Source organism: Microcoleus sp. FACHB-672, assembly GCF_014695725.1.
In the GTDB taxonomy this organism is placed as follows: Bacteria; Cyanobacteriota; Cyanobacteriia; order Cyanobacteriales; family Oscillatoriaceae; genus FACHB-68.
Genome location: NZ_JACJOU010000022.1, coordinates 81,167 through 104,322, shown reverse-complemented (window position 1 = coordinate 104,322; position 23,156 = coordinate 81,167). Strand labels below are relative to the sequence as shown.

Here is a 23,156-nt window from a genome sequence, read left to right as displayed (position 1 = left end):
CACACATATTTAGAATAATCGGCAGGTTTGGCAAAACCTAAAAATTAACTTGATTAAAAAAATAAATTAAGCGACTCACCGTTATTGGAAATTTCAAGATGTGACTAGCACAGAAATTGCATCTAGTAACTGTGCCGGCTCCCAAGGTTTAGCGAAATAAGCTGTTGCACCTAAACTCATGGCTTGTTGCCGCAGTGAATCACTTTCACGAGACGTTAAAATGGCAACCGGCAGATGCCTCGTGTTAGGATGAGCGCGAATTTCTGCCAGTAAAGCAAGCCCATCTAAACGAGGCATTTCAATATCCGAAATCACTAAATCAAAACACTCACCTAACTGGTGAAGTTGTTCCAAAGCCTCTTTACCGTTGCGGCACTGCACCACTTGATATCCCGCTTTACTTAGTAGCTCATCTAAAGCTCGGCACACGGTTATCGAATCATCTACAATTAAAACGGAAGCGGTTCTCGTTTGAGAATATAAAAGATTATCTTGATCTTTTATTTTAAATTTTTGAAAATTCTGGGAGCTGGTTAAATTCTCAGAGAGCCTTGCTTGTTTCGCGTGGTTAATTAACTCATTTAACTGATTGGGCGACAGCACCGGCACAACCTCGCCGGTTCCCAGCACCGTACAGCCAGCAATATAAATTGGCACCGGCACTGTTGAATCAAATGGTTTAAGAACCAGTTCTCGCTCTCCTAACAGTGCGTCTACTGCCACCACAACCGGCTCACCGCACACATCCAAAACGATTCCTAAGCTAGATGGCAAGGCAGGTGCTGCCGGCATCCAATCTACGCGCCGGTAGGGAAGTAATTCTATTAATGAAAATAGCGGCACAGATCGGTCATGCCAATCAATCATACCGCGTTCATCCGCTTCTAAAACAGGGGATAGCAAAGGATTAAAACTAGGTTGAGTCGGGGACGAGCTTCCTGATAAGCTAATAACTTCTAAAACATCAATTGATGGAATTGCAAGGGTTTGTTGCCCACACCGGCAAAGTAATAAAGTTAAAATACTTAAAGTTAAAGGAATCGTTATCGTAAACTTAGTACCTTGACTTACAGCAGTTTCAACCTGCACCGATCCCCGCAGATGTCCAACCTGATGCCGAACAATATCTAAACTCACGCCGTCTCCTGAGAGATCGCTGAGCGTTGCTGCCGGTGAAAATCCAGGGGCGAATAGAAACTCAAGAATTTCACCACTCGTCAGAGCCGGATTTTGATCACCAAATTCTGAATCTAGAGGTGAAATTAGCCCCATTTCTACTGCCCGACGGTATACTTTTTCAGGATCAATTCCCTGCCCATCATCAGCGAGGCAAATAACAACATGACTGCCTCTAATCGCGGCTGACAAAGTAATTTTAGCCAGCGGCAATTTGCCTTGAGCTTTTCGTTCCGCCGGCAGCTCAATGCCGTTAACAAAAGCATTACGCCATAGCTGTGCTAAAGGTGCTTGTAATTGTTGCAAAACTGCCTGATCTATTAACGTTTTTTTGCCTTCTACCACTAACTCAACAGACTTGTGATATTGCTGTCTCAGCATTTGTAAAGAAGCCTTAAACCGCTCTGCTAACAGCCCAAAAGGAACTAAACGCGACTCGGTTAAATCTTCATGTAACCGTTCGATAGAGGTGTGTAGCTGCTCCAGAGTTTCTTGCAGTTCATGGGCAATCAAATCGACATCGGCTCTGGTTTCACGCACCTGAACGACCAATTCTTGAAACCCTTGCCTCTGAGAGGGCGTTTTAAAATTAAAAGTCGAAGATTGAGAAGTTAAATTTATTTCTTCATTCTCCAAGTTTAATTCTTCCTGCTTCATCCGGTTCGGTGAATGCTGCTCTAAAAAATTGCCCGTTCGCTCAGAAACTGGAATGAGTTTTTGAAAATGTTTTTTTAGCTTTCGACTTGCTTGATCCAGTTGTTGCTGATAAACAGTCAACTGTTCATAATTAATAAATAACTCGCCAACGGTGTTGCTCATCCGATCCAGTCGCGCCATCGGCATCCGCAAATTTAAACTAGATGTTTCAGTTAAATTGCTTTCCTTGGAAACCAAATATTTCAAAAATTGCTCTGGAATTTCTGGTGGGGAAGCGGAAGTTGAGGGTTGCGGAATTTCTTCCTTTGTGTCCCTTTGTGCCGGCTTCTCCCCAAGAAATTCCCCTCTCATCTGCCGGATGTGTGCAACCACAGTCATTCCCAACTGCTTGAGCGGTATCTTTTGATGTTTGATCGCCTGCTCAAGTAATTCAGCCGTGTCCTTCAACCAAGTTAAGTTCAGCACTTCTCCTAGCAGAAGACATTCTTCGGCTAAGCTAGTGAGTGACTCTTGAATTTTTTCAGAAACGCGTTCGCTCGTCTCTTGAAAATTAGGCTTTAAATTCAGCCGTTGCTCAACTTTTTGCAGGGATTTTTCTAAGTCTACTAAAAGCGAAATTTTGTTAAAATCCGTTTGTGTGTATCTGTCGTCAGTGGTAAAACTTAGACTTTTTTCTTGGGTTTCTAGTAGAAATTTTGCGAATTCTTTTCGTTTTTCCTTGTTTGTGGGGCTATTAATCGATGAACAGTGAGAATTAAAAATTTCTTTTTCAGGTTCCATTGTTAACGCTTTATGTATTTTTTCCTCACAGGGTGGTGTCCTCAACCCGAAAGCGAGAGACTGAATCTTGCAGAGCTTGTGCGACTGCGACGAGTTCTTGAAGGGTGTCGGCAACCGCTTGGGATTCGGCTGATGTCGTCTGAGCAATTGCGGCTGCTGATTGCATGGTTTGGTTAACTCGGTGTGAGGATTGCGCCTGAGATACGGTGCTTGTTGAAATCGATTGCAAAAGCTGGTTGGTATTGTGGCTAATCCCGGCTAGTTTACGGAGAGTTTGCTGGGTTTTAATCACCAAATGTGTGCCGGTTTCTACGCTTCGCTGGCTTCCTTCCATTGTTTGTAGAGCTTCGGTAGTTTCTTGTTGAATGGTAGTAATGAGTTGCTCAATTTCTTTTGCTGAATCTGTCACTCGTTCTGCCAAGCGCTGCACTTCATCAGCAACCACCCGAAAAACTTGTCCGTGTTCGCCGGCACGAGCTGCAGCAATCGAAGCATTAAACGCTAAAAGATTTGTTTTTTCTGAAATTCCAGAAATAATATTAACAATTTTAGAAATTTCTTGCGACGATTCCGCAAGGCGTTTCATCTTTTTAGAAGCCTCGTTGACACTGTCATGAATCCGCTCAATACTGTTAACCGTTTGATTCATAGATCGGTTACCATCTTGTGCTGCCACAACGCCTTGACGGGCAATCACAGCGGCTTTAAGGGTGGCGCTGGCTATCGACTGCATCGAACGCCCCAAGTCTGCCACTGACTTGAGAGTTGCCGCAATTGCTTTCGCTTGGTTATTTGCCCCCTGGGAGAGGGTTTCCACCTTTTGGGTGCTGTTACAAGCCGATCCGTGCACCCGGTTTGCAGCAAGTTGAACTTGAGTGACAATCTCGCGCAAGCTGCCAATGGTGGCGTTAATCGAAACGGCGAGTTCGCGCAGAGGCGCACAGTTGCTTGCTTCTATATCTGCCTCCACCGGCACGTTTACGGTTAAATCCCCCCGTTTCGCCCCTTCAATTTCTCGTAATAGCTGGTTTAATCCTTGTTGCAGTCGTTCTTTTTCGCACTGTTGAAAAGCTGCTTCGGTTCCATACCGGCGCACTTGTTCTTCCATTTCAGCGGCTGCTGCATTGACACTGGAGGTTAACTGATTGAATGTGCCGGCTAACTCACCCACCTCATCTTGCGCCAACACCGGCGCTTTAGCGTTGCGATCTCCCTGTGCAAACTGCCGCACAGCTTGATGCAGCCGGTTAATTGGATCAGCTATTGTTTTATCAAGTATGATCGCTAGCCACACATTAATCGCTAAAGCCAGCAATATTAAAATGAGTTGCAAGAATAAACTGTTGCTCAAAAGCTGATTTTTGCCGGCTTCCTCAATGCCCCGCACCAAAATTGCTGCCGGTTCACCGCCATGATTTGGCACTGCTTTAGCAGCCATTGTGTAAGTCTTACCCCCAACTATTACGCGTTCGCTTACTGTTTTACCACCCGCCTCCACCGCTTTTGTGAGCAAAGCGTTATTAGGAAGAGCAAATCCTGATTGGATGCTATCTTTAATTTTTTCCTGGGAATCTACCAGCGTAAATTGTCCTGAATTTTTAGTTAAGTAAATTCCACTATAGCCGCTATTATACGTCTCCATTACCTCTTTTATTAAAAAATAATTTTTATCAATTACTTTTCCTACAATGACCGCTCCTATAACATTTTTTTGGCTTGAGTAAACAGGCGTTACAGTATAGTGAATCAAAGTCTCCTGATTTTTTCTGTTTCCTGTTTGTACGGCATTTTCCGCCTTTAATTTCTCACTGAAAGCAATTTTAATTGATTGCAATGGTTGGCCATTTATAAATACGGGGCTGACCATCTGGTTAAAATTAAAATTTTCTCCGCGCCGATCAGCATTTGCATTCGCTATTATGCGAAAATCCCGCCCAATCAAAGTAGCAGATTCAATATCTAAACTTTTAAGTTCATTGACTAAAGCTACCCGAACTTGTTCGCGGACTGCCGGAGTTAAATTGCCACCGACAGCCGCCATTACGGCACTCGTTTCTGATAGTCCTTGCAACCTAAGCAGGATTTGGTTATTTTTCATGTCATAAGCCATTTGCGTCATGGCTAGCTCTGATTCGGCTTGGTTACCGAGCTGATGACGCATCTGTGAATTATGTAAAAAATTCGTGACTCCCACTACTGCCACTACGGTCACAAATTCTGAAAATAGCAATACAATGAGTTGCTTGCGGCGAATGGGCTGATTGTAAAACCATCTGGGGATGTTAAACGTAAAATTTTGAATTTTTGAAGAATGGCTAAGCGCTAACCAAGAGTGATCCTGTGTTCCCCCGTTCTCCTTATCCCTTGATTCAGACGAAGACACCGTTATGGCATCTAAACTGGCTCCACCAAAGCCCCTACGGCCCTTTTTCCCCTGGTTCTCGGGGCTGTCGGTAATGCTGCCAAATACACCCCCAGGATCGGCAGCAACCACTTCCTGGTAAAGCATCCGGGCTTCCTCAAAGCGACCTTCTTCATTCAAAGCTTCTGCCAGTTGTATTTTAGCGGCCCAATCTATCCGGTCACGTTCTGCTTGTGCTTTGAGTGTCTCAACCTCTTGCAGAATTGGAGCAGGGCTATCGCCATTTTTGTCGATCATGTTAGATTTTAAATTTTAGATTTTAGATTTTAAATTTTATGTTTTTCAACGCCGCTTGACTACTGGTAAATATCCCTAACTTATTCGCTAAATAATTTATACTGAATTTGTGCCTGTAACCTCTTTTTTTAAGCAAGGGAAGCGCGAGTTCATCAAGATAATCGAATCCTGGCCTTAGATAGGACTTAGAATTTAGAATTAATTCTCTACGATACGCAAAGCCGCGAAAATTGCTGATACATTCAGCACTGCAACGGGTAAACCCTCGATTTGAATGATACCTGTTAGAAATGAACTAAAAGCCGGTGAAAAGCTGGCGGGTATCGGGTCAAGTTTTTCTGGGTTGAGCGACACGATGCCTTTGAGCGTTGATACTACGCAAGCCAGCCTGGGTGAGGCGTGTTCTGCCTTGGCACCGGCAGGGTTTGGATTGATCACCAACAGTGTTAAACGCTCTCGCTTTCGATACTGAATGGATGAGGGCATAAGTCCGAGTAAATCAGTCAGTAAATCTGCTAACTCTAGCACCCATAGCAACTGTCCGCGCTGATTTACCACACCTAATAAAGCCGAGGTGACTCCGGGAACCGGACAAATATCGCTCACTGTTAAAGTCATGACTTCGGAAACACTCTCTAAGGGCACTGCTAATTGTACAGATTGCCGTAGCTGGATACGAAAATAGTCTTTTACCATAATTAGATAGAAAGAATGAAAGAAAGTAAAAACTAAATTTTTCTTTACTTTTTTTCCGCTCTCTTCTTTAAGCACCGGCACAATTTTTATCAGTGTTCGGCCTGGTTGGGTATTTGTATAAGTCATCGCAGCTAGCGGTATGAGTCATTTGTCTTTTTATTGCTATCACAATTCAATCGATTATGTTAGGTTTTTATTGATTGTTAATTTATTTTTAAATCAAGCTTTTTATTTTTGCAGCTAACTAAGTTGTAAGTTATTACAAAATGAAATTATAGTTTGATTTTTTACAACACAGCAATTTAATTTTATTTATTTTATCATAATAGCTAACAAATATTTGTATTGCAAGCAACTATTTTATATAAAAATCTTAATTTACTAAATTAGAGAAAATGGTATTCAATCATTAAAATAGCCAAGAGCTGTTTATGGGCAGAAGCCGCTACCCTTAATTCTTGCTCATTTTCTTTATTTAATAAATCATTTAACTTTGTAAGATAGCTATGAGAAAAAAAGTCTTATTATTTTTTTACATATCTTAAGAACGATTGGTCACGGGCACATCAGTGTTCATCTAGAAATTAGAACTGAATGTATCTGTATAAATACGAATTGAGGGGATGGAGAAGACAGTAGAAATACGAAGAGACGTTTCAGTGTAAATACAGGCAACCTCAAAGGAGGTTGAAACGTTATAAGTATTTACCCAGGAACCTGAAGCCTTGCCACCGGCAGTGGGAAACGCGCTGGCCTCCCAGTTAAGATACTGGAAACGCTCTACTTAACAATGAGAGTGTGTCACCCTGTTATTGTGAGTGCTCACAAAGGGAGCAGATTTAACTATGACGTTTGATTACGACCTATTTGTGATTGGTGCGGGTTCTGGGGGGCTGGCAGCTTCCAAACGAGCAGCCTCCTATGGAGCTAAGGTAGCGATTGCAGAAGGCGATTTAGTGGGCGGAACCTGTGTGATTCGAGGTTGCGTTCCAAAAAAACTGATGGTGTATGCCTCAAGCTTCTCTCACCTCTATGAAGATGCGCTGGGTTACGGCTGGGGGAAAGTTGAACCCAGCTTCGACTGGCGAAAACTGACTGAAGTGGTAGACAAAGAAGTTCGCCGGTTGAGCCAGCTGCATATTAGTTTCCTAGAAAAAGCCGGCGTAGAGCTATTTCCAGGCTATGGCAAACTCTTAGACGCCCATACAGTAGAAGTGGGTGATCGCAAAATCACGGCTGACAAAATTCTGATTGCCGTGGGGGGACACGCTGTTAAGCCTGACAGCCCGGGCATTGAATATACAATCGGTTCTGATCAGATGTTCCACCTGCCGGAACAACCCAAACGCTTTGTTGCCATCGGTGCCGGCTATATCGCGGTGGAATTCGCTTGTATTATGAACGGTCTGGGTTCAGAAGTCACTCTAATCAACCGGCAAGAAAAAATATTGCGCGGGTTTGATGAGGATCTTCGCACCGGCATTCAGGATGGCATGAGCAAACACGGGATTCGCTTTATCTCTGGCATCACCGATCACACACTCAGCATCGAAAAGCAACCAGACGGGCTGAAGGTAACCGTATCAGTCGGCGGTAAAGAAGAAACCGTTATGGCAGACACAATTTTGTGCGCCACCGGACGCAAGCCAAATCTCAGTAAGCTGGGTTTAGAGAATGCCGGTGTCGAAATCATCAACGATGCCATTGCCGTCAAATCCGACAGCAGCACCAGCCAACCCAATATCTTTGCCGTCGGTGACTGCACAGATCGGCTGAATTTAACGCCGGTTGCCATTGCCGAAGGGCGGGCGTTTGCAGATACCGTATTCGGACATACCCCGCGCTATATAAGTCATTCCAATGTGGCAACTGCCGTGTTTTCTCAACCAGAAGGCGGCACAGTCGGTTTAACAGAAGCCGAAGCACGGGAAAAATTGGGAGATGCGGTGAAGATTTATCGCGCCAGTTTCCGCCCTATGTTCCACAGTCTCACCGGCGCTGATGAGAAAACAATGGTGAAATTAGTCATTGACAGCACCACTGATCGTGTACTGGGCGCTCACATGGTTGGCAAAGACAGTGCTGAAGTCATGCAAGGTCTGGCAATTGCGATTAATATGGGTGCCACCAAAAAAGACTTCGATGCCACTATTGGCATCCATCCCTCAACGGCAGAGGAGTTCGTCACTTTGCGATAGATATCCATCTGTCTTTTGCCGGCATCTTGCCTGCCATAAACTAGCCCTGGTACAACAATTCCCGAAAAATGTCGGTGCCAGGGCCGGTTATGGAACAACTAGCTGCTTGATCAAAGATTCCCGATATCACTGCAACTCATCATCTGCGGTGGCTTCGAGGATTGTGCCTTAAAAATTGAGCATTAATGCCGGCAACACAGGGATTAGGGGAACCGGCTGGATTCTTCCCCATGCGCCATGTCATCAAAAATTGGCAAACTCGCAGATAAAATCCGGCAACTCCTAGTAGAAACCTCTTAAAATAAACTGGATTTAGCAATCAGCGGTCACGTCTTCCCTGATCTTCTGGGAGTGCGAAGTCCTCAGTTGCTACTGCTAATCTAAAATCTAAAATCTAAAATCTAAAATCAGGTATGCCCCGCCGCGACGACATTCACAAAATTCTGCTGCTTGGCTCTGGCCCCATTGTGATTGGCCAATCTTGTGAGTTTGATTACTCAGGCACCCAAGCTTGCAAAGCGCTGCGCGAAGAAGGATATGAGGTGGTGCTGGTTAATTCTAACCCGGCCACCATTATGACAGACCCGCAAACCGCAGACCGCACCTATATCGAACCGTTGACGCCAGAAATGGTAGAAAAAGTCATCGCCAAAGAGCGACCTGACGCCCTTCTGCCTACGATGGGAGGTCAAACGGCGTTGAACCTGGCGGTGACTTTGTCTAATAATGGCGTTCTGGAAAAGTACGGCGTAGAGTTAATTGGCGCAAAGTTGCCGGCGATTGAGATGGCTGAAGACCGGCTGCTGTTTAAAGAGGCGATGGCGCGGATAGGCGTAGCCGTCTGTCCTTCGGGAATTGCCAAGACGCTCGACGAATCTAAGGCGGTTGCCAAACAAATTGGCTACTATCCCATCATTATTCGACCGGCCTTTACCCTCGGCGGCAGTGGCGGCGGCATTGCCTACAACCAAGAAGAATTTGAAGAAATGGCCCAAGCCGGCCTCGATGCGTCGCCGACGTCGCAAATCTTGATTGAGCAGTCGCTCTTGGGATGGAAAGAATACGAGCTGGAAGTGATGCGGGACCTGGCGGATAATGTGGTCATTATCTGCTCCATCGAAAACATCGACCCGATGGGGATTCACACCGGCGACTCAATTACCGTTGCGCCGGCGCAAACACTTACCGATAAGGAATACCAACGGCTGCGAGACGCTTCGATTAAAATTATCCGCGAGATCGGCGTCGAAACCGGCGGCTCAAACATTCAATTTGCCGTTAATCCAGCCACCGGCGAGTTCATCGTCATTGAGATGAACCCCCGCGTTTCCCGTTCCTCTGCTTTGGCATCCAAAGCCACCGGCTTCCCGATCGCCAAGTTTGCCGCCAAACTCGCCGTCGGTTACACCCTCAATGAAATTCCCAACGACATCACCAAGAAAACCCCGGCAAGCTTTGAACCCACCATTGACTATGTGGTGACAAAAGTCCCCCGGTTTGCCTTTGAAAAATTCCCCGGAACCACATCGACACTCACAACCCAGATGAAGTCCGTGGGAGAAGCGATGGCAATGGGTCGCACCTTCCAAGAATCTCTGCAAAAAGCCCTACGATCCCTGGAAACTGGACGCGCCGGCTGGGGTTGCGACCGGCAAGAAGTCTTGCCCAGCTTAGAGCAAATTCGGGCCGGTTTGCGAACCCCCAATCCCGAACGCATCTTCACCGTCCGCCACGCCATGCAAATGGGCATGACGGTTGAGGAAATCTACGAACTCACAGGCATTGATCCCTGGTTCTTAGACAAGTTGGAGGATTTGCTGCAAACGGAGAAATTCCTGAAGCGGACTCAGTTAAAGGACTTGACAAAAGAACAAGTCTATGAAATTAAGCGAAAAGGCTTCAGTGATCGGCAAATCGCCTACGCCACCAAAACCCATGAGGACGAAGTTCGCGCTTATCGAAAACAGATGGGAATCAAGCCGGCTTACAAACTGGTAGACACCTGCGCCGCCGAGTTTGAAGCCACAACGCCTTACTACTACTCCACCTACGAAGAAGAAACCGAGATCATCCCCTCTGACAAACGCAAAGTCATGATCCTGGGTGGTGGCCCTAACCGCATCGGCCAAGGAATTGAGTTTGACTATTGCTGCTGTCATGCTTCGTATTCCTTACGGGAGCAAGGGTTTGAGACGATTATGGTCAACTCCAACCCAGAAACCGTGTCCACCGACTACGACACCAGTGATCGTCTCTACTTTGAACCCCTGACCAAAGAAGATGTACTTAACATCATCGAGGCAGAAAACCCCGAAGGCATCATCATCCAATTCGGCGGCCAAACACCCCTGAAACTGGCGGTTCCCTTACAAAAGTTCCTGACTGAAGCACTCAGCAACCCGGATTCAGGAGTGAAGACTAAAATCTGGGGCACCTCTCCCGACTCGATCGACACTGCTGAAGATCGGGAACGGTTTGAGAAAATTTTGCGCCACCTCGATATTAAGCAGCCTGCGAATGGGATGGCCCGGAATTTTGAGGATGCTTTGGTGGTAGCCAAGCGAATTGGCTATCCGGTGGTGGTGCGTCCTAGCTATGTGTTAGGTGGACGGGCAATGGAAATTGTCTATTCTGACCTTGAGCTAGAACGTTACATGATTTTTGCGGTTCAGGTGGAGCCAGATCACCCGATCTTAATTGATAAGTTCTTGGAGAATGCGATTGAGGTCGATGTGGATGCGATCGCGGATCATACAGGGCGTGTGGTCATCGGTGGCATCATGGAACACATTGAGGAGGCCGGCATTCACTCTGGGGACTCGGCTTGCTCAATTCCTTACATCACCCTCTCGTCGGATGTCTTAGACACCATTCGGACTTGGACAGTGGAACTGGCGAAGGAACTGAAGGTGGTGGGTTTGATGAATATCCAGTATGCCGTCCAGGGCGAACAGGTTTACATTCTGGAAGCTAACCCCCGCGCCTCTCGCACGGTGCCGTTTGTCTCGAAGGCGATTGGCGTTCCCTTAGCTAAGATGGCATCGCGGGTGATGTCTGGTGAAACCCTGGAGTCTTTAGGGTTCACTGAGGAGATTATTCCCCAGCATATTTCTGTGAAAGAAGCGGTGCTGCCGTTTGATAAGTTTGCCGGCTCGGATACAATTTTGGGTCCAGAAATGCGCTCCACCGGCGAGGTGATGGGCATTGATACCGATTTTGGTACGGCATTTGCGAAGGCGGAATTAGGAGCCGGCCAGCGTTTGCCCCTGTCTGGCACTGTGTTTGTGTCAATGACGGATCGGGAGAAAGCTGCCGTTGTGCCGGTTGTTAAGGATTTAATGGAGTTGGGCTTTAAGGTTTTGGCAACCACCGGCACCCGTCGCGTTTTGCAAGAACACGGGCTGAAAGAGGTGCAACTGGTGCTTAAGCTTTATGAAGGCCGGCCTAATGTCCTCGATGCGATTAAAAACCAGCAGATTCAGCTGATTATTAACACGCCTTCTGGGGAAGACGCCCAAGCCGAGGGCCGGTTGATCCGCCGCACTGCTTTAAATTACAAAATTCCCATCGTCACCACCATTGCCGGTGCCAAAGCAACCGCCTCTGGCATCCGCTCTCTCACCTCTCAACCGCTAGAAGTCAAAGCTTTGCAAGACTACATTTAACTAGCACAAAATATCATAAAGGAAGAATTTCTTAATTAATTCTTCAAAAGCTTCCCAAACTCCTCTCCCCTGCCATCCATAGCAGGGGATTTTTTTTTTGAGATCGGTAGATTTTTAGAAAAGTTAACATAACCGATCTTTAGGCAGATACAGCCGCCTGGAGAAAATTGCTACTATTTTGTTTCCCTTGATGCACTCAGAAAAAAAATTTTTGGCTAATCTCTACAAATAAATTCTTTACACGCTCTTTTAAAGGGTCGATCCGGAAAATTGATCCGGGGGAGTAGACAATCCTTTCAGAAATGTTACAATAGTTAACATAGTACAATTCCAGTTAAGAAACTATATGACATTCGCAATTATCTTGGTCGCTGCAGCTGCTCTGGCTGCGCTTGTAATCCAGTCAGTGACTCAAGCTCAGGCTGAATCTCAATCTGAACTCGTTCCAATTCCTGTTAAGATCCACGAACGGTCGTAATGTCAGCTGGAGTTCAGCGCCCCTGATTCAGCGGATGGGTTGCCGGATATTCCTTAGCTGTCGGAAAGCTTGCCAATACCCCCAATCGGCTGGCTACACTAGCATCATGACTCCAACCCCTCGTTATCTACACTCCGACATACTGCCATGAAGACTGCTCAGACTTCCACGGATTTAGTCCGCACTTACCTGCGAGAAATAGGCCGGGTGCCCCTGCTGACTCACGAGCAGGAAATTTTGCTGGGGAAGCAGGTTCAGCGCTCCACGGCACTGCAAGAAAAAAGAGAAGAACTGGCTGCTAACCTGGGCTATGAGCCAACAGAGGCTGAGTGGGCGCAGTATGCTGGAGTGTCTGAAGCAGACTTGCAGCAGACGATAGCAGTCGGTGAAGTCGCAAAACGCAAGATGGTTGAGGCTAATTTGCGTTTGGTCGTGTCCGTTGCTAAGAAATATATTAAGCGCAATGTGGATCTCCTGGACTTGATTCAGGAAGGCACGATCGGAATGCAGCGGGGTGTGGAAAAATTTGATCCTACTAAAGGATATCGCTTTTCCACCTACGCTTACTGGTGGATTCGTCAGGCCATTACCCGCGCCATTGCGGAAAAAGGCCGTACCATTCGCCTACCCATCCACATTACCGAAAAACTCAACAAAATTAAAAAGGCGCAGCGCTATCTCGCCCAAAACTTGGGACGCGCCGCAACAGTTACTGAACTTGCTCAGGAACTTGAATTAACGCCTAAGCAAATTCGAGAATACCTGGAACGAGCACGTCAACCGCTATCCTTGGATTTACGCGTTGGCGATAACCAAGATACTGAACTTGGCGACTTGTTGGAAGACACCGGCCCTTCTCCGGAAGATTTCGCGGTACAGTCTTCTTTGCGGGCTGATCTAGAGTCGATTATGGCTGATCTGACACCCCAACAGCGGCAAGTGCTGTCGATGCGCTTTGGGTTGGAAGATGGACAAGCGATGACGCTGGCAAAAATTGGCGATCGGCTCAATATTAGCCGAGAACGGGTGCGCCAAATCGAACGCGAGGCGCTGACTAAGCTTCGCAAGCGCAAAGCCGATATGGGCGAATATGTAGCCAGCTAAATCGATTTTAGGTTGTAGATCCCCCCTCGCTCAGTGCTAGGGGGGATCGCTTTTTTAAAGCCACTCATCTAAAATTTGAAAATCGGTGAGGAACCCGTCTCTTTAGGTTCGGTTGCACCCACTGCCCAGCTTCATTGAGACTGTTACATTAGTATGTAGAAAAGTAAAGTTAACGTAATTGAAGTTCCTGACATCAACGACTTTACTGAGAGAAACGGGAGCTTCTGCTGCTAGGAGGTACTTAAGGTGAATAACCAATCCAATCGCACTCCCGAAAATTACACTGGCGAGCCTGAAGTTGGCAATTTGCTGTGGCACTATGTGCAATCGATGAATCCTGAAATCGTTGCTCAGCTATCTAAACCTAGCTCTACTGAAGTGTTTCAGGTAATGGAACGCAACATTGTCGGGTTGTTAGGGAACTTACCTTCAGAACACTTCGATGTTAACGTAACGACTAGCCGCGAACACCTCGGCAGACTTTTAGCTTCAGCGATGATGAGCGGCTACTTTCTCCGCAACGCTGAGCAAAGAATGACTTTTGAGAAGTCATTACAGTTGGCTGAAAGCAGTATTTCTGACGAAGAGTAAGTAGAGTTCAGGTTAAGGTGCGCTTGCCAAAAGCCCCATTAAAATTCTATTCCCCCAAGGGTTCGGCAGACACGCAAGATAGTCTGCCGAATTCTACTGTTTTAGATTTGCGAAAATCGCTACTTTTATGGTATAATTACAGCCATCGAAATTTACCCTGGCGGCTCACCCCTGAACCCTACAAAATCTGGGTGTCGGAGATTATGCTCCAGCAGACGCAGGTAAAGACGGTGATTCCTTATTATGAGCGTTGGCTGGCAAAGTTTCCCAGCATTGAACATCTGGCAGCCGTAGACTTGCAAGATGTTTTGAAGGCTTGGCAAGGTTTGGGTTACTACGCCCGTGCGCGGAATCTACACAAGGCATCTCAGGAGATTGTAGATCATCACGGGGGCGTGTTTCCCCACCGGCTGGAGGAAGTCTTAGCTTTACCAGGAATTGGGCGCACGACTGCCGGCGGCATCCTCAGCTTGGCATTTAATCTGCCGGTGGCAATTCTGGATGGGAATGTAAAGCGAGTTTTGGCAAGATTAATGGCGCTGCCGGTGCCGCCGGCGAAGGCAAACAAGCAATTATGGCAGATGTCGGAAACGCTTCTTGATCCCGAAAATCCGCGAGACTTCAACCAAGCATTGATGGATTTAGGGGCAACGATCTGCACGCCGCACAATCCCGCTTGCCTACTTTGTCCTTGGCAGTCGCACTGTGAGGCTTATAATTTAGGGATGCAATCTGAGCTACCCATGCGAGAAGTTTCTGCTCCTATCCCCCATAAAATTATTGGTGTTGCCGTCATTTGGAATGACGAAAGAAAGATTCTGATTGATAAGCGCCGGCAAACTGGACTGCTGGGCGGCTTGTGGGAATTTCCGGGCGGTAAAGTAGAGGAAGGGGAAACGCTGGAAGCCTGTATTCAGCGCGAGATTCAGGAAGAGTTGGCGATTGATATTGAAGTAGGCGAACATTTAATAACGATTGAACACGCCTACACTCATTTTCGGGTGACGCTAAATGTTTATCACTGCCGGCACCTTAGCGGGATTCCCCAGCCTTTGGAGTGTGATGAAATTCGCTGGGTAACGTTGGATGAGATTGATCAATATCCGTTTCCCACAGCGAATGTGAAGATTATTGAGGCACTGCGCCAGTTTGTGGGGAAGCCGGCTGATTCATAGCATTTTGAGATTTAAGTGGATGGTTGATAATCGCTAAAATTGCTTAAAATTTCAGCGATTTTTCCCGGTTAAATCAAAAAAACCAAAAAGTACTCTTAGAAAATGCCATGCTTGGCAAACTTACATCTTTTAAGGTCATTCACCTGGAAACGGCAGAAAAAGTCGCTCTTTTTGTGCCGCGTTTAGACGAATTTCGGGCATCAAAAATATAAAGGCGAGTGCTTCACATTCCTGCCGGCAAACTTGCTTAAGCTTTTCATGTTTGTACTCCTGAAAATTCTGTGCTGCAAAAACTTGTTTGGTTTCAGTGATGTAATGAGTCAGGGCGAAGCTAAGGTTCGCCCTGGCACTCAGAAAAAGGCGGTTTAAACTCCTAGGAGAAAATCACTCCCTATTATTGAAAATCACTCCAATTGAGCGAAGAAGGGTCAATGCCGGGGAGTACAGCCAACACTTGACCCGTCGTCGTATTGAGAATCTGTGTTTCTAATTGGTTATCTTGAACGTATTGATCGGAGCCTTTATTGAACCGGAGCTCATCAAAATATACAAAGGTCGGCAAACGAATAAAATCTTCTCCATCGGTGAAGTAAATAATATCAGTAGCATCCGCTCGCAAAACATAGGTATCAGCACCGGCACCCCCAATTAAAGTATCTGCACCTAAGTCTCCATAGAGCTCGTCATCCCCGGCTTCTCCAAAAACCGAGTCATTATTTTGCCCTCCATGTACGATGTCGTGGCCATCTCCCCCATAGACTTGATCGTTACCTTTGTTGCCGTTTACCATCTGATCATCACCGGCACCTCCCATCACAAAATCTTCATTTTGACCCCCAAGAATTGTATCGTCACCGGCATCGCCTTTCACAGTATCGTTGCCAATATTGCCATTTGCATAGTCATTGCCGGCAGCACCACTCACGGTATCATTGCCACCTAATCCCAAAATGATGTCATTGCCGGTGCTGCCTGTAAGCGCTTCACTGCCATTAGTTCCGATCCTTTGAATGGGTATCGGAGTCGGCGAGGGTGTAGGAGAAACCCCGACACTTTTCCCAAAAACTTGTGTCCAGTAGTAGTTCCCATTTGTGCTGCCGGTATCATTGGGAAGATAGTAGTAACCAACCCCAATTTCGTTAATATTAGGATTGAGAATGTTTCCCGCATGCCCCGAACTATTTATCCAGCCTTGTATCGCTTCTTCGGGTGTGGAGTAGCCGGCCCCAATATTTTCCGCACTATAGGAACCTTGATACCCTGCGGCTTTAGTGCGAGTCGATGCTGTAGAACCATCTAATCCTGTATGATTGAAATAGTCTTGCAGCGCCATCTCCTGGCTGTGACCTTGAGCGGAACTCGTCAACTGGCTGTTTAATTGTAGTGCCGGCAACCCTGCTTTACTGCGCTCAAGGTTGGTGAGTTCTACAATTCGATCAATAAACGCTTGACTCATAAGAAATGACCTTTTCTGCCTAAAAACGGTTAGTTTTTGAAAGGCAGACGCACACTGTCATCAATTATTCAGAAATCATTACCGCTCTCGAAGCGCCGGTAATTTTAAAGGTTTCTGAAAATTAATTTCTGTAGTAATTATAACATAATCTATAAACTATGCAAGTTTTACTAATTCTATAAAATTGCAGAGCTTAGCCGGCAAGCCAGGTTTCTGAATCTGTCTACAGAATCGATGAGGGATATCTTACTATTCTATCGCGGCGATTTTTAATGGCTTGAACACTCAAGAAGGTTGCCGCAATTGTTTGACTAAATGAATTAATTCAGGTATAATTATCTTCTCAACAGCGAGCTTCACCGCACCGGACGAACCGGGAATCGAAAACACTAATTTAGATTGAAAAACCCCAGCAATCGCACGCGAAGCGATGGCACGCGACCCAATTTCTTGATAGCTTAACCAGCGAAATATCTCGCCAAATCCAGGCAAAGTTTTTTCTAATAAGTCGGCAATCGCATCATACGTTGTATCTCGCCTAGCGATGCCGGTGCCCCCATTAAAAATTACAACATCCAAATCAGCGCGAGCGCTTAACGCTTGCAGCCGCGCTTGAATTTGTTCAGGCTCATCTTTAACGATGGTGTACGCTCCCACTGTATGACCGGCATCAATCAGCAACTGCTGAATCAACTGGCCACTTTTGTCAGTTTCTAGGGAGCGTGTATCACTAACCGTAATGACAGCACAATTCACTGTCATTTTATCTGAGTCGGGGTGAGGAATTTCCACCATCGCATTTACTAGCGCGAAGCCAGAATAAAACGTTGAGACGTAAGAATTAAGAATTTTTTCGTCATTCTTAATTGTCCTGGGAACTCAGGCAAATAGCCCTTAAGTTCACCTAGAAATCAAGATTTTGTGAAACCTAAATCATTTTCTTCAGCATAGCGTTCCATGAACCGCATAAACCGCTCCCAATCAGCCGGCGATCTCATCACATAAATCGCCTCTAAGGCTTCAGGTTTGCCATTGACGAATGTGGCTTTGACTTCCCGCGTGTAAAGCTCGCCTTCTTCATCAATCAAGTACATCCCCGTAATCTCATCGGTGCTATCTTGACTGAGCGCCTTCGGATTTTGAAAATAAAAGGTAGCGGCCCCATTGCTGCCATCACGAGAACGAGTCAGCCGCACATCAGGCACCGCGTCTTCTGTGATTCCCTTTGAAAATTGTATGTGAGCCATAATTCCGCAATCAAACTTTATAGAAGGGCAATGTAAGTATCTTTCCATGATAAAACTCAAGGGCGCACACAACAGTACGCCCTTAATTTCTCGATCCCCGGTTCAGTGGGATCAACAGGAGTGAGCAGTCCCACCCCTTAATTAAGCGGTGACGATATAGCTAGAGTTGATTGCACTCGCGTTGCCGGTGGCAACCAACGCCTGATAAGCAAGTGCTGCAACCTCAGCGCGGGTTATATCCCGCATTGGGTTGAGTTGCTTCACTTGCGGATAATTAACCACAATGCGTTTTTCAGTCGCAGATGCCACTTTGTCTGTGGCGTAGCTGGGAATCTGGGCGCGATCACTGTAAACTAACAGCGAATTCGGATTGCCGCCGCCCAGTTGCAAACCGCTCATCAAAGACACAATCGCCTGCACGCGAGTCAAATTATCATTGGGGCGAAACGTACCATCTGGAAACCCAGAGATAAAGCCCATCTCACTTGCCTTTTTAATCGCAGAGTAGCCCCAAAAATCAATCCCGATATCCGAGAATGTGATCGCCGGTTTCTGCGCTGGGAGGTTAAAAGTCTTGGCAACCAAGGCGGCATATTGGGCGCGAGTTATATTCGCTTCTGGCTTGTAGGTGCCATCGGGGAACCCGCTGATAAACCCTTTGCTGACCATTGCCTGGATGAAAGCTTGTGCCCAGTGACCGGCAATATCTTTTAAGCTGACAGATCCGGGTGCCGGCGTTGGGGTTGGAGTCGGGGTGGGAGTGGGCACGGTACTAGACACAAAATCCACCAATCCCTTAACTCGCGTCGGATTTAGCTGATTCCCTACAGAAATGAGCTGAGTTGATGTGGCATTTTGCAGATCGTATAGGCCATTACCGCGCAGGATATTGCCACCGGGGTCTTGACTGTTGCCTAAGTCAGGGAAGGATTTAGCCGAGACATTGAGACCATCTTGCTGATTTTTCTCGATTAAATTTTTGCGGAGTACCGGCCTGGCTTCACCATTCAGTACCAAACCGATGCGATTCTCGAATATTTGGTTATCTGCCACTAAAGGGGCCGCATTTTCACCAATTGCTAGCCCGTAACCTGTTTTTTTAAAGACGTTGCGCCGCACTTCCCCCTTAGCAGTCCGCACAAAGGAAATACCATTGCCGATATTCTGGACAAAAATATTATCAATGACGAGGGGCTGCGCTGTGCCGGTGGCGTAGACCCCTTCACGGGCGCAATTAGTAAAGGTATTGTTCGCAATTGTGGGATTTGTCGATTCCACCCAGACGCCGGTGCCGCGAGAGGCGGAATTTGTAACGGTTACTCCCCGCAGTTGGGCTTGATTTTCTAGCCGAAGTGTGATGTTTTGATCTGAAAATGTCGGGCTTTTATAAACTCCACTGCCTTCAATTAAAATATCGCTGCCTTTTTTGGCTTCGTTGCCGACAACTGTAACCCCGGATGGGATAAGAAGGGGAAACACTTCACCGCCGGCAGCCCTGTAAGCGCCGGCTGCTAACTGAACGGTGGTGCCGGTTGGTGCTTGCTTAAGGGCTTTAGAAAGCGTTTTTAAAGGGGCAGACTGTGTGCCGGCAGCCGAATCGTTCCCGCCGGCTGGGTTGACGTAAAGCGTGGGCATAATTTTGCTTGCTACAGAATGGGTAGAGGAAAATCACCCCGTTGAGGCGACAAATTAAGGATGTATGATTCGGGGCACCCTGCTCTCATCTGTAGAAATTAAATTTACTTATAGCTAAGAGATATTGAGGGTTTAATTATTGAGATGCCGGTGCCCCCTCAAGTCTGTAGTGATTTCAATCGATTGCTCAGGCAATCCGGAAGGGTAAAGCGGCGAACCTCTGTAGGGGCACGCTGCGCTAGCGCCCCTACAGATTTGGCTGCCGGTTATTTTTGATGCTTGAGCAGATCGGCATCTCCCGCTTGAGGAAGAGGTTTGCGCCTCGGTGTTTGTGGAGGATCGGGTGCTGGATTCAGAGTCGGTGACGGTTCGGCAATATTTTCATAATTGGGATTGAAGATCGTCACGAGAGCTTGAATCAACGCATCCCGCTGGGTGCGATTCAACCGGCTAATTGCAGCGAGATCCTTATCCATCGGGTTTTCTTGCAAAACATCCCGTCCCGGATACAGCGTCTCTTCGATCAACTCATTTGCACCTAAATAGTCTGCCAGCGTGAGTTTCCAATCCAACCGATAGTTAGGAGGACGCCCTTTTACATATATGTGATACCGGATCAAGCGACTGACGAGCGTGTTATCCGGATCGACTTGTCCTGTCTCCTTGTTGACGTAACTGTTTTCTAGAGGGAAATCTGGCAGGCGCTGGTATACTTGCGCCCCAGCCTCAACTGATTTAGCTTGCTGAGCAAAAACCGGCTGGGGGCGCAGCATCCCAAAGTTTCCCAGTTCCTTCAGTGCCGGTGTCATAAACGTTACAGCTACAGCAAGCACCGCCATAAGCGCCAAACACCACCTTCGCTGCTGAGTGTTCAAAGCCGGCAGCCATTTGGTTTTCATGCATTGCTTGCTGATGCTTTTCCTCACTCGATCCCCACTTTCCGGTTGTAGCGCGTGCTTTCTCAATCGCTTCTGTGTCGAGTCGCCGATAATTTCGTCGAGTCGCTAATAATTTCGTCGTGAGTCAGCTCATCCGACATCTCTATAATCGCTCGAAGCACCGGCTTCATCATCGGGTCATCTGGATTATCAAAGTCTTCAAAGCGCCGGCGTTTAGCGCGGTTAGCAACCTGCACTGTAATCCGGTAGCGATTGGATGCCGCACCAATCAGCTCTTCAGCCCGCCGCATCAGTTGAGTGGTATCAAAGGGAGAACGCTTAAGCATAAAAATTTTGAGTTGTTGGACGCTCGCTCCATTTTATCAGGTGTTTTCAAGAAGATTTTGAGGGTTCCTGACATCACCGCCCCATTCTCACTCAGATTTGGGCTGTTTATTTGAATTTCTTATGAAGCCCTTATAAAAACCGCTCTGCCCCTGACACTTAGTTTGCATTTTATAACTCATCGCGCATCCCATGCTATGCTTGCATGATTAAAATGCAAGGAGCGCATTTCTTGGAAAAGGTCAAGTTACAATGCAATTTAGGTGCATACACTTTTAGGAAACAGGCGATGAAGGACTAAATCGAGGGACATTTGTGGGATAAAGCACTTTTTCCCCCAGATTTTATATAGATTTTTATAGTTAAATGAAGATTTGAAAACGATACAATCCAACGTTAGAGTCTCATTCAATTGGTTGTTGCGTTAAAGTTGTAGTTTTTTCATGCAAACCCTAGAAATTCCTGTTTCTAAATCCTTACACCAAGCCAATCCCCACCCACTCAAGATCGTGGCTTTGGGGGATAGTATAGTCTATGGATTCGGCGATCCGGAAGGGGGCGGCTGGGTAGAGCGGTTACGCCGACGATGGATGTTCCCCGACAGCGCCGGCCACGTGCTTTATAATCTAGGCGTGCGCGGTGATAGCGTCCGTCAAGTCGCCGGACGGTTAGAAATGGAGTTCCGGCATCGCGGCGAACTCCGCAATCGATTACCGGATGTGCTGCTTCTATCTGTCGGCTTGAATGATTGCGCTCGGCTATCCCGACCGAATGGGCGAAATTATATTGAGTTTGATGTGTTTCAAGAAGATTTGGCCAACTTGCTAGACCTGTCACAAAGGCTGTGTCCGGTATTGTTTGTTGGCATGGTGCCGGTGGATGAAACAAAAATGCCATTTTTAAATTGTTTCTACTACAATCACACCGATCAGTACCGTTACAAAGAAGCCACGCGGCAAGCTTGTTTAGACCGGCAAATCCCCTATCTAGACATTTTCGAGCAGTGGATGGCTCGTGGCGAGGAATGGCAGAGATCGCGTTTAGGTGCGGATGGACTGCATCCAAATGTCGCCGGCTATCAAGCCTTACTGCAAGATGCTCTTAACTGGAAGCCGATTGCCGAACTGGCGGCAAAGAAACAAGAACCTCATTTTGTTAATTTTTAAGGGCGAATCACTCATCGTTGATCACAATTAGCGTAGAGTCATTAGCCGCAAACAAATGACAATTTAAAAGCTAGACTCTAAATGATTGAAGTTGAGCATTTAAGCAAAATCTACGGCTCGACAGCGGCAATTCAAGATGTCACGTTTGCCGTGCCGCCAGGAGAAATTTTAGGGTTTTTAGGGCCAAATGGAGCCGGAAAAACAACAACGATGCGGATTTTGGCTGGATATCTGCCGGCCACAACTGGAACCGCTCGAATTGCCGGCTTTGAAGTGCATGAAGATTCAATGGCAGTCCGGCAGCGGATCGGATATTTGCCGGAACTCCCGCCGCTTTACCCGCAAATGACGGTTGAGGGATTTTTGTATTTGGTTGCAAGGCTCAAACAAGTGCCGGCAGGAGATCGGGATCGGCAAGTAGACTCAGCATTAAAGCGCTGCAATCTTGTTGAAAAGCGTAGAGTTTTGATTCGCAAGCTTTCCAAAGGGTTCAAGCAGCGTGTCGGCATCGCTCAAGCCATTGTTCATGATCCGCCGGTGATTATTTTAGATGAACCCACAGTCGGACTTGATCCCCGCCAAATTATCGATATGCGGAATTTGATCAAAAGTCTGGCCGGCGAACATACGATTATTCTTTCCACCCATATCTTGCCGGAAGTTAGCATGACGTGCAGCCGGTGGGCCATTATCAATCGTGGGCGCGTCGTGGCAACTGATACCTCGGACAGTGCCGCCGGTTATGAATTGGAGTTAAAAGGAGATATGGGGGAAGCTCAGCAGCGGCTGCAAGCTATCCCAGGCGTGATTTCGGTCGAACCAATCCGTACTGAACGCGCCTTGGAAAATCGCCACCGGCTGCGCGTATTATCGCGATCTGGGATTGAACCGGCACCAGATATTGTCGCAGCGTTAGTGGCAGCAGGGCAGAATTTATACGAAATGCGACGCACGCGCAGCAGCCTGGAAGATGTATTTTTAGAAGTGACCAGAGAAGAAGAACCACCGGCATCTTTATTTTCCGGGGGTGAACAAGCGCCAGAAACGCCAGAAGTCTTAGAAACGGGCGAGGAGTCGTCTGTCCAAGATTCGGGTGGGAAAATCGCCGAAGAAACGCCAGAAAGTGAATCTGCCGGTGTTGAAGCAGCGCCCAAGACACCAGAAAATGAGAATGACGATGTCCGCTCAGACTTGTGGGCGTGATGCCGGTGTAAAGCTCAGACAAGGGTAATTGATTTTGCCCAGCTGCA

Annotated in this window: 16 protein-coding genes; 7 read left to right on the top strand and 9 right to left on the bottom strand. The window is 46.9% G+C overall.

Annotated elements, in window-relative coordinates:
• Window positions 1–93: 93 nt before the first annotated feature.
• The 3 genes from H6F56_RS18145 to H6F56_RS18135 form a co-directional block, all read right to left on the bottom strand.
• Window positions 94–2,613 (bottom strand): hybrid sensor histidine kinase/response regulator, encoded by a 2,520-nt coding sequence (locus tag H6F56_RS18145; protein ID WP_190670929.1) that lies wholly within the window; start codon window positions 2,611–2,613, stop codon window positions 94–96.
• A gap of 25 nt (window positions 2,614–2,638) precedes the next feature.
• Entirely contained in the window at window positions 2,639–5,272 is a 2,634-nt protein-coding gene (locus tag H6F56_RS18140) for a methyl-accepting chemotaxis protein (RefSeq protein ID WP_190670927.1), read from the bottom strand.
• Between the two features lie 198 nt (window positions 5,273–5,470).
• Window positions 5,471–6,094 carry a chemotaxis protein CheW gene (locus tag H6F56_RS18135; protein ID WP_206753414.1) on the bottom strand — a complete coding sequence of 208 codons (624 nt, stop codon included), beginning with the start codon at window positions 6,092–6,094 and terminating at the stop codon, window positions 5,471–5,473.
• Window positions 6,095–6,813: 719 nt separating this feature from the next.
• Here H6F56_RS18135 and gor point away from each other — a divergent pair.
• The 5 genes from gor to mutY all read left to right on the top strand — a co-directional run bounded on the left by gor (window position 6,814) and on the right by mutY (window position 15,179).
• Window positions 6,814–8,166, top strand: coding sequence for a glutathione-disulfide reductase (gene gor, locus H6F56_RS18130; RefSeq protein ID WP_190670923.1), 1,353 nt, complete (start codon window positions 6,814–6,816; stop codon window positions 8,164–8,166).
• A 413-nt stretch (window positions 8,167–8,579) separates the two neighbouring features.
• On the top strand, window positions 8,580–11,831 hold the full coding sequence (gene carB / locus H6F56_RS18125; RefSeq protein WP_190670920.1) for a carbamoyl-phosphate synthase large subunit: 3,252 nt from the start codon (window positions 8,580–8,582) through the stop codon (window positions 11,829–11,831).
• Between the two features lie 625 nt (window positions 11,832–12,456).
• Entirely contained in the window at window positions 12,457–13,413 is a 957-nt protein-coding gene (locus H6F56_RS18120; protein ID WP_190670918.1) for an RNA polymerase sigma factor, RpoD/SigA family, read from the top strand.
• A gap of 246 nt (window positions 13,414–13,659) precedes the next feature.
• On the top strand, window positions 13,660–14,004 hold the full coding sequence (locus H6F56_RS18115) for a DUF760 domain-containing protein (RefSeq protein WP_190670916.1): 345 nt from the start codon (window positions 13,660–13,662) through the stop codon (window positions 14,002–14,004).
• A 23-nt stretch (window positions 14,005–14,027) separates the two neighbouring features.
• Entirely contained in the window at window positions 14,028–15,179 is a 1,152-nt protein-coding gene (gene mutY, locus H6F56_RS18110; protein ID WP_190670914.1) for an A/G-specific adenine glycosylase, read from the top strand.
• A gap of 394 nt (window positions 15,180–15,573) precedes the next feature.
• Here the strand turns inward: mutY and H6F56_RS18105 are convergent, their stop codons facing one another.
• The 6 genes from H6F56_RS18105 to H6F56_RS18080 form a co-directional block, all read right to left on the bottom strand.
• Complete coding sequence (locus H6F56_RS18105; RefSeq protein ID WP_190670912.1) at window positions 15,574–16,635, bottom strand: CAP domain-containing protein; 1,062 nt, start codon at window positions 16,633–16,635, stop codon at window positions 15,574–15,576.
• 285 nt (window positions 16,636–16,920) lie between these two features.
• On the bottom strand, window positions 16,921–17,430 hold the full coding sequence (locus tag H6F56_RS18100) for a MogA/MoaB family molybdenum cofactor biosynthesis protein (protein WP_190670910.1): 510 nt from the start codon (window positions 17,428–17,430) through the stop codon (window positions 16,921–16,923).
• A gap of 116 nt (window positions 17,431–17,546) precedes the next feature.
• Window positions 17,547–17,882 (bottom strand): photosystem II reaction center protein Psb28, encoded by a 336-nt coding sequence (gene psb28 / locus H6F56_RS18095; protein ID WP_190670908.1) that lies wholly within the window; start codon window positions 17,880–17,882, stop codon window positions 17,547–17,549.
• A 141-nt stretch (window positions 17,883–18,023) separates the two neighbouring features.
• A complete protein-coding gene (locus H6F56_RS18090; RefSeq protein WP_190670906.1) occupies window positions 18,024–19,517 on the bottom strand; it encodes a DUF1565 domain-containing protein in 1,494 nt (497 codons plus the stop codon).
• A gap of 266 nt (window positions 19,518–19,783) precedes the next feature.
• Complete coding sequence (locus H6F56_RS18085) at window positions 19,784–20,416, bottom strand: hypothetical protein (protein ID WP_190670904.1); 633 nt, start codon at window positions 20,414–20,416, stop codon at window positions 19,784–19,786.
• A 62-nt stretch (window positions 20,417–20,478) separates the two neighbouring features.
• Complete coding sequence (locus tag H6F56_RS18080; RefSeq protein ID WP_190670903.1) at window positions 20,479–20,742, bottom strand: DNA-directed RNA polymerase subunit omega; 264 nt, start codon at window positions 20,740–20,742, stop codon at window positions 20,479–20,481.
• Between the two features lie 441 nt (window positions 20,743–21,183).
• On the opposite strand from H6F56_RS18080, the gene H6F56_RS18075 reads away from it, so the two are divergent.
• Both H6F56_RS18075 and H6F56_RS18070 read left to right on the top strand, forming a co-directional pair.
• Window positions 21,184–21,906 (top strand): GDSL-type esterase/lipase family protein, encoded by a 723-nt coding sequence (locus tag H6F56_RS18075; RefSeq protein ID WP_190670901.1) that lies wholly within the window; start codon window positions 21,184–21,186, stop codon window positions 21,904–21,906.
• Between the two features lie 81 nt (window positions 21,907–21,987).
• Window positions 21,988–23,109 (top strand): ABC transporter ATP-binding protein, encoded by a 1,122-nt coding sequence (locus tag H6F56_RS18070; protein WP_190670900.1) that lies wholly within the window; start codon window positions 21,988–21,990, stop codon window positions 23,107–23,109.
• The last annotated feature ends 47 nt before the right edge of the window (window positions 23,110–23,156 follow it).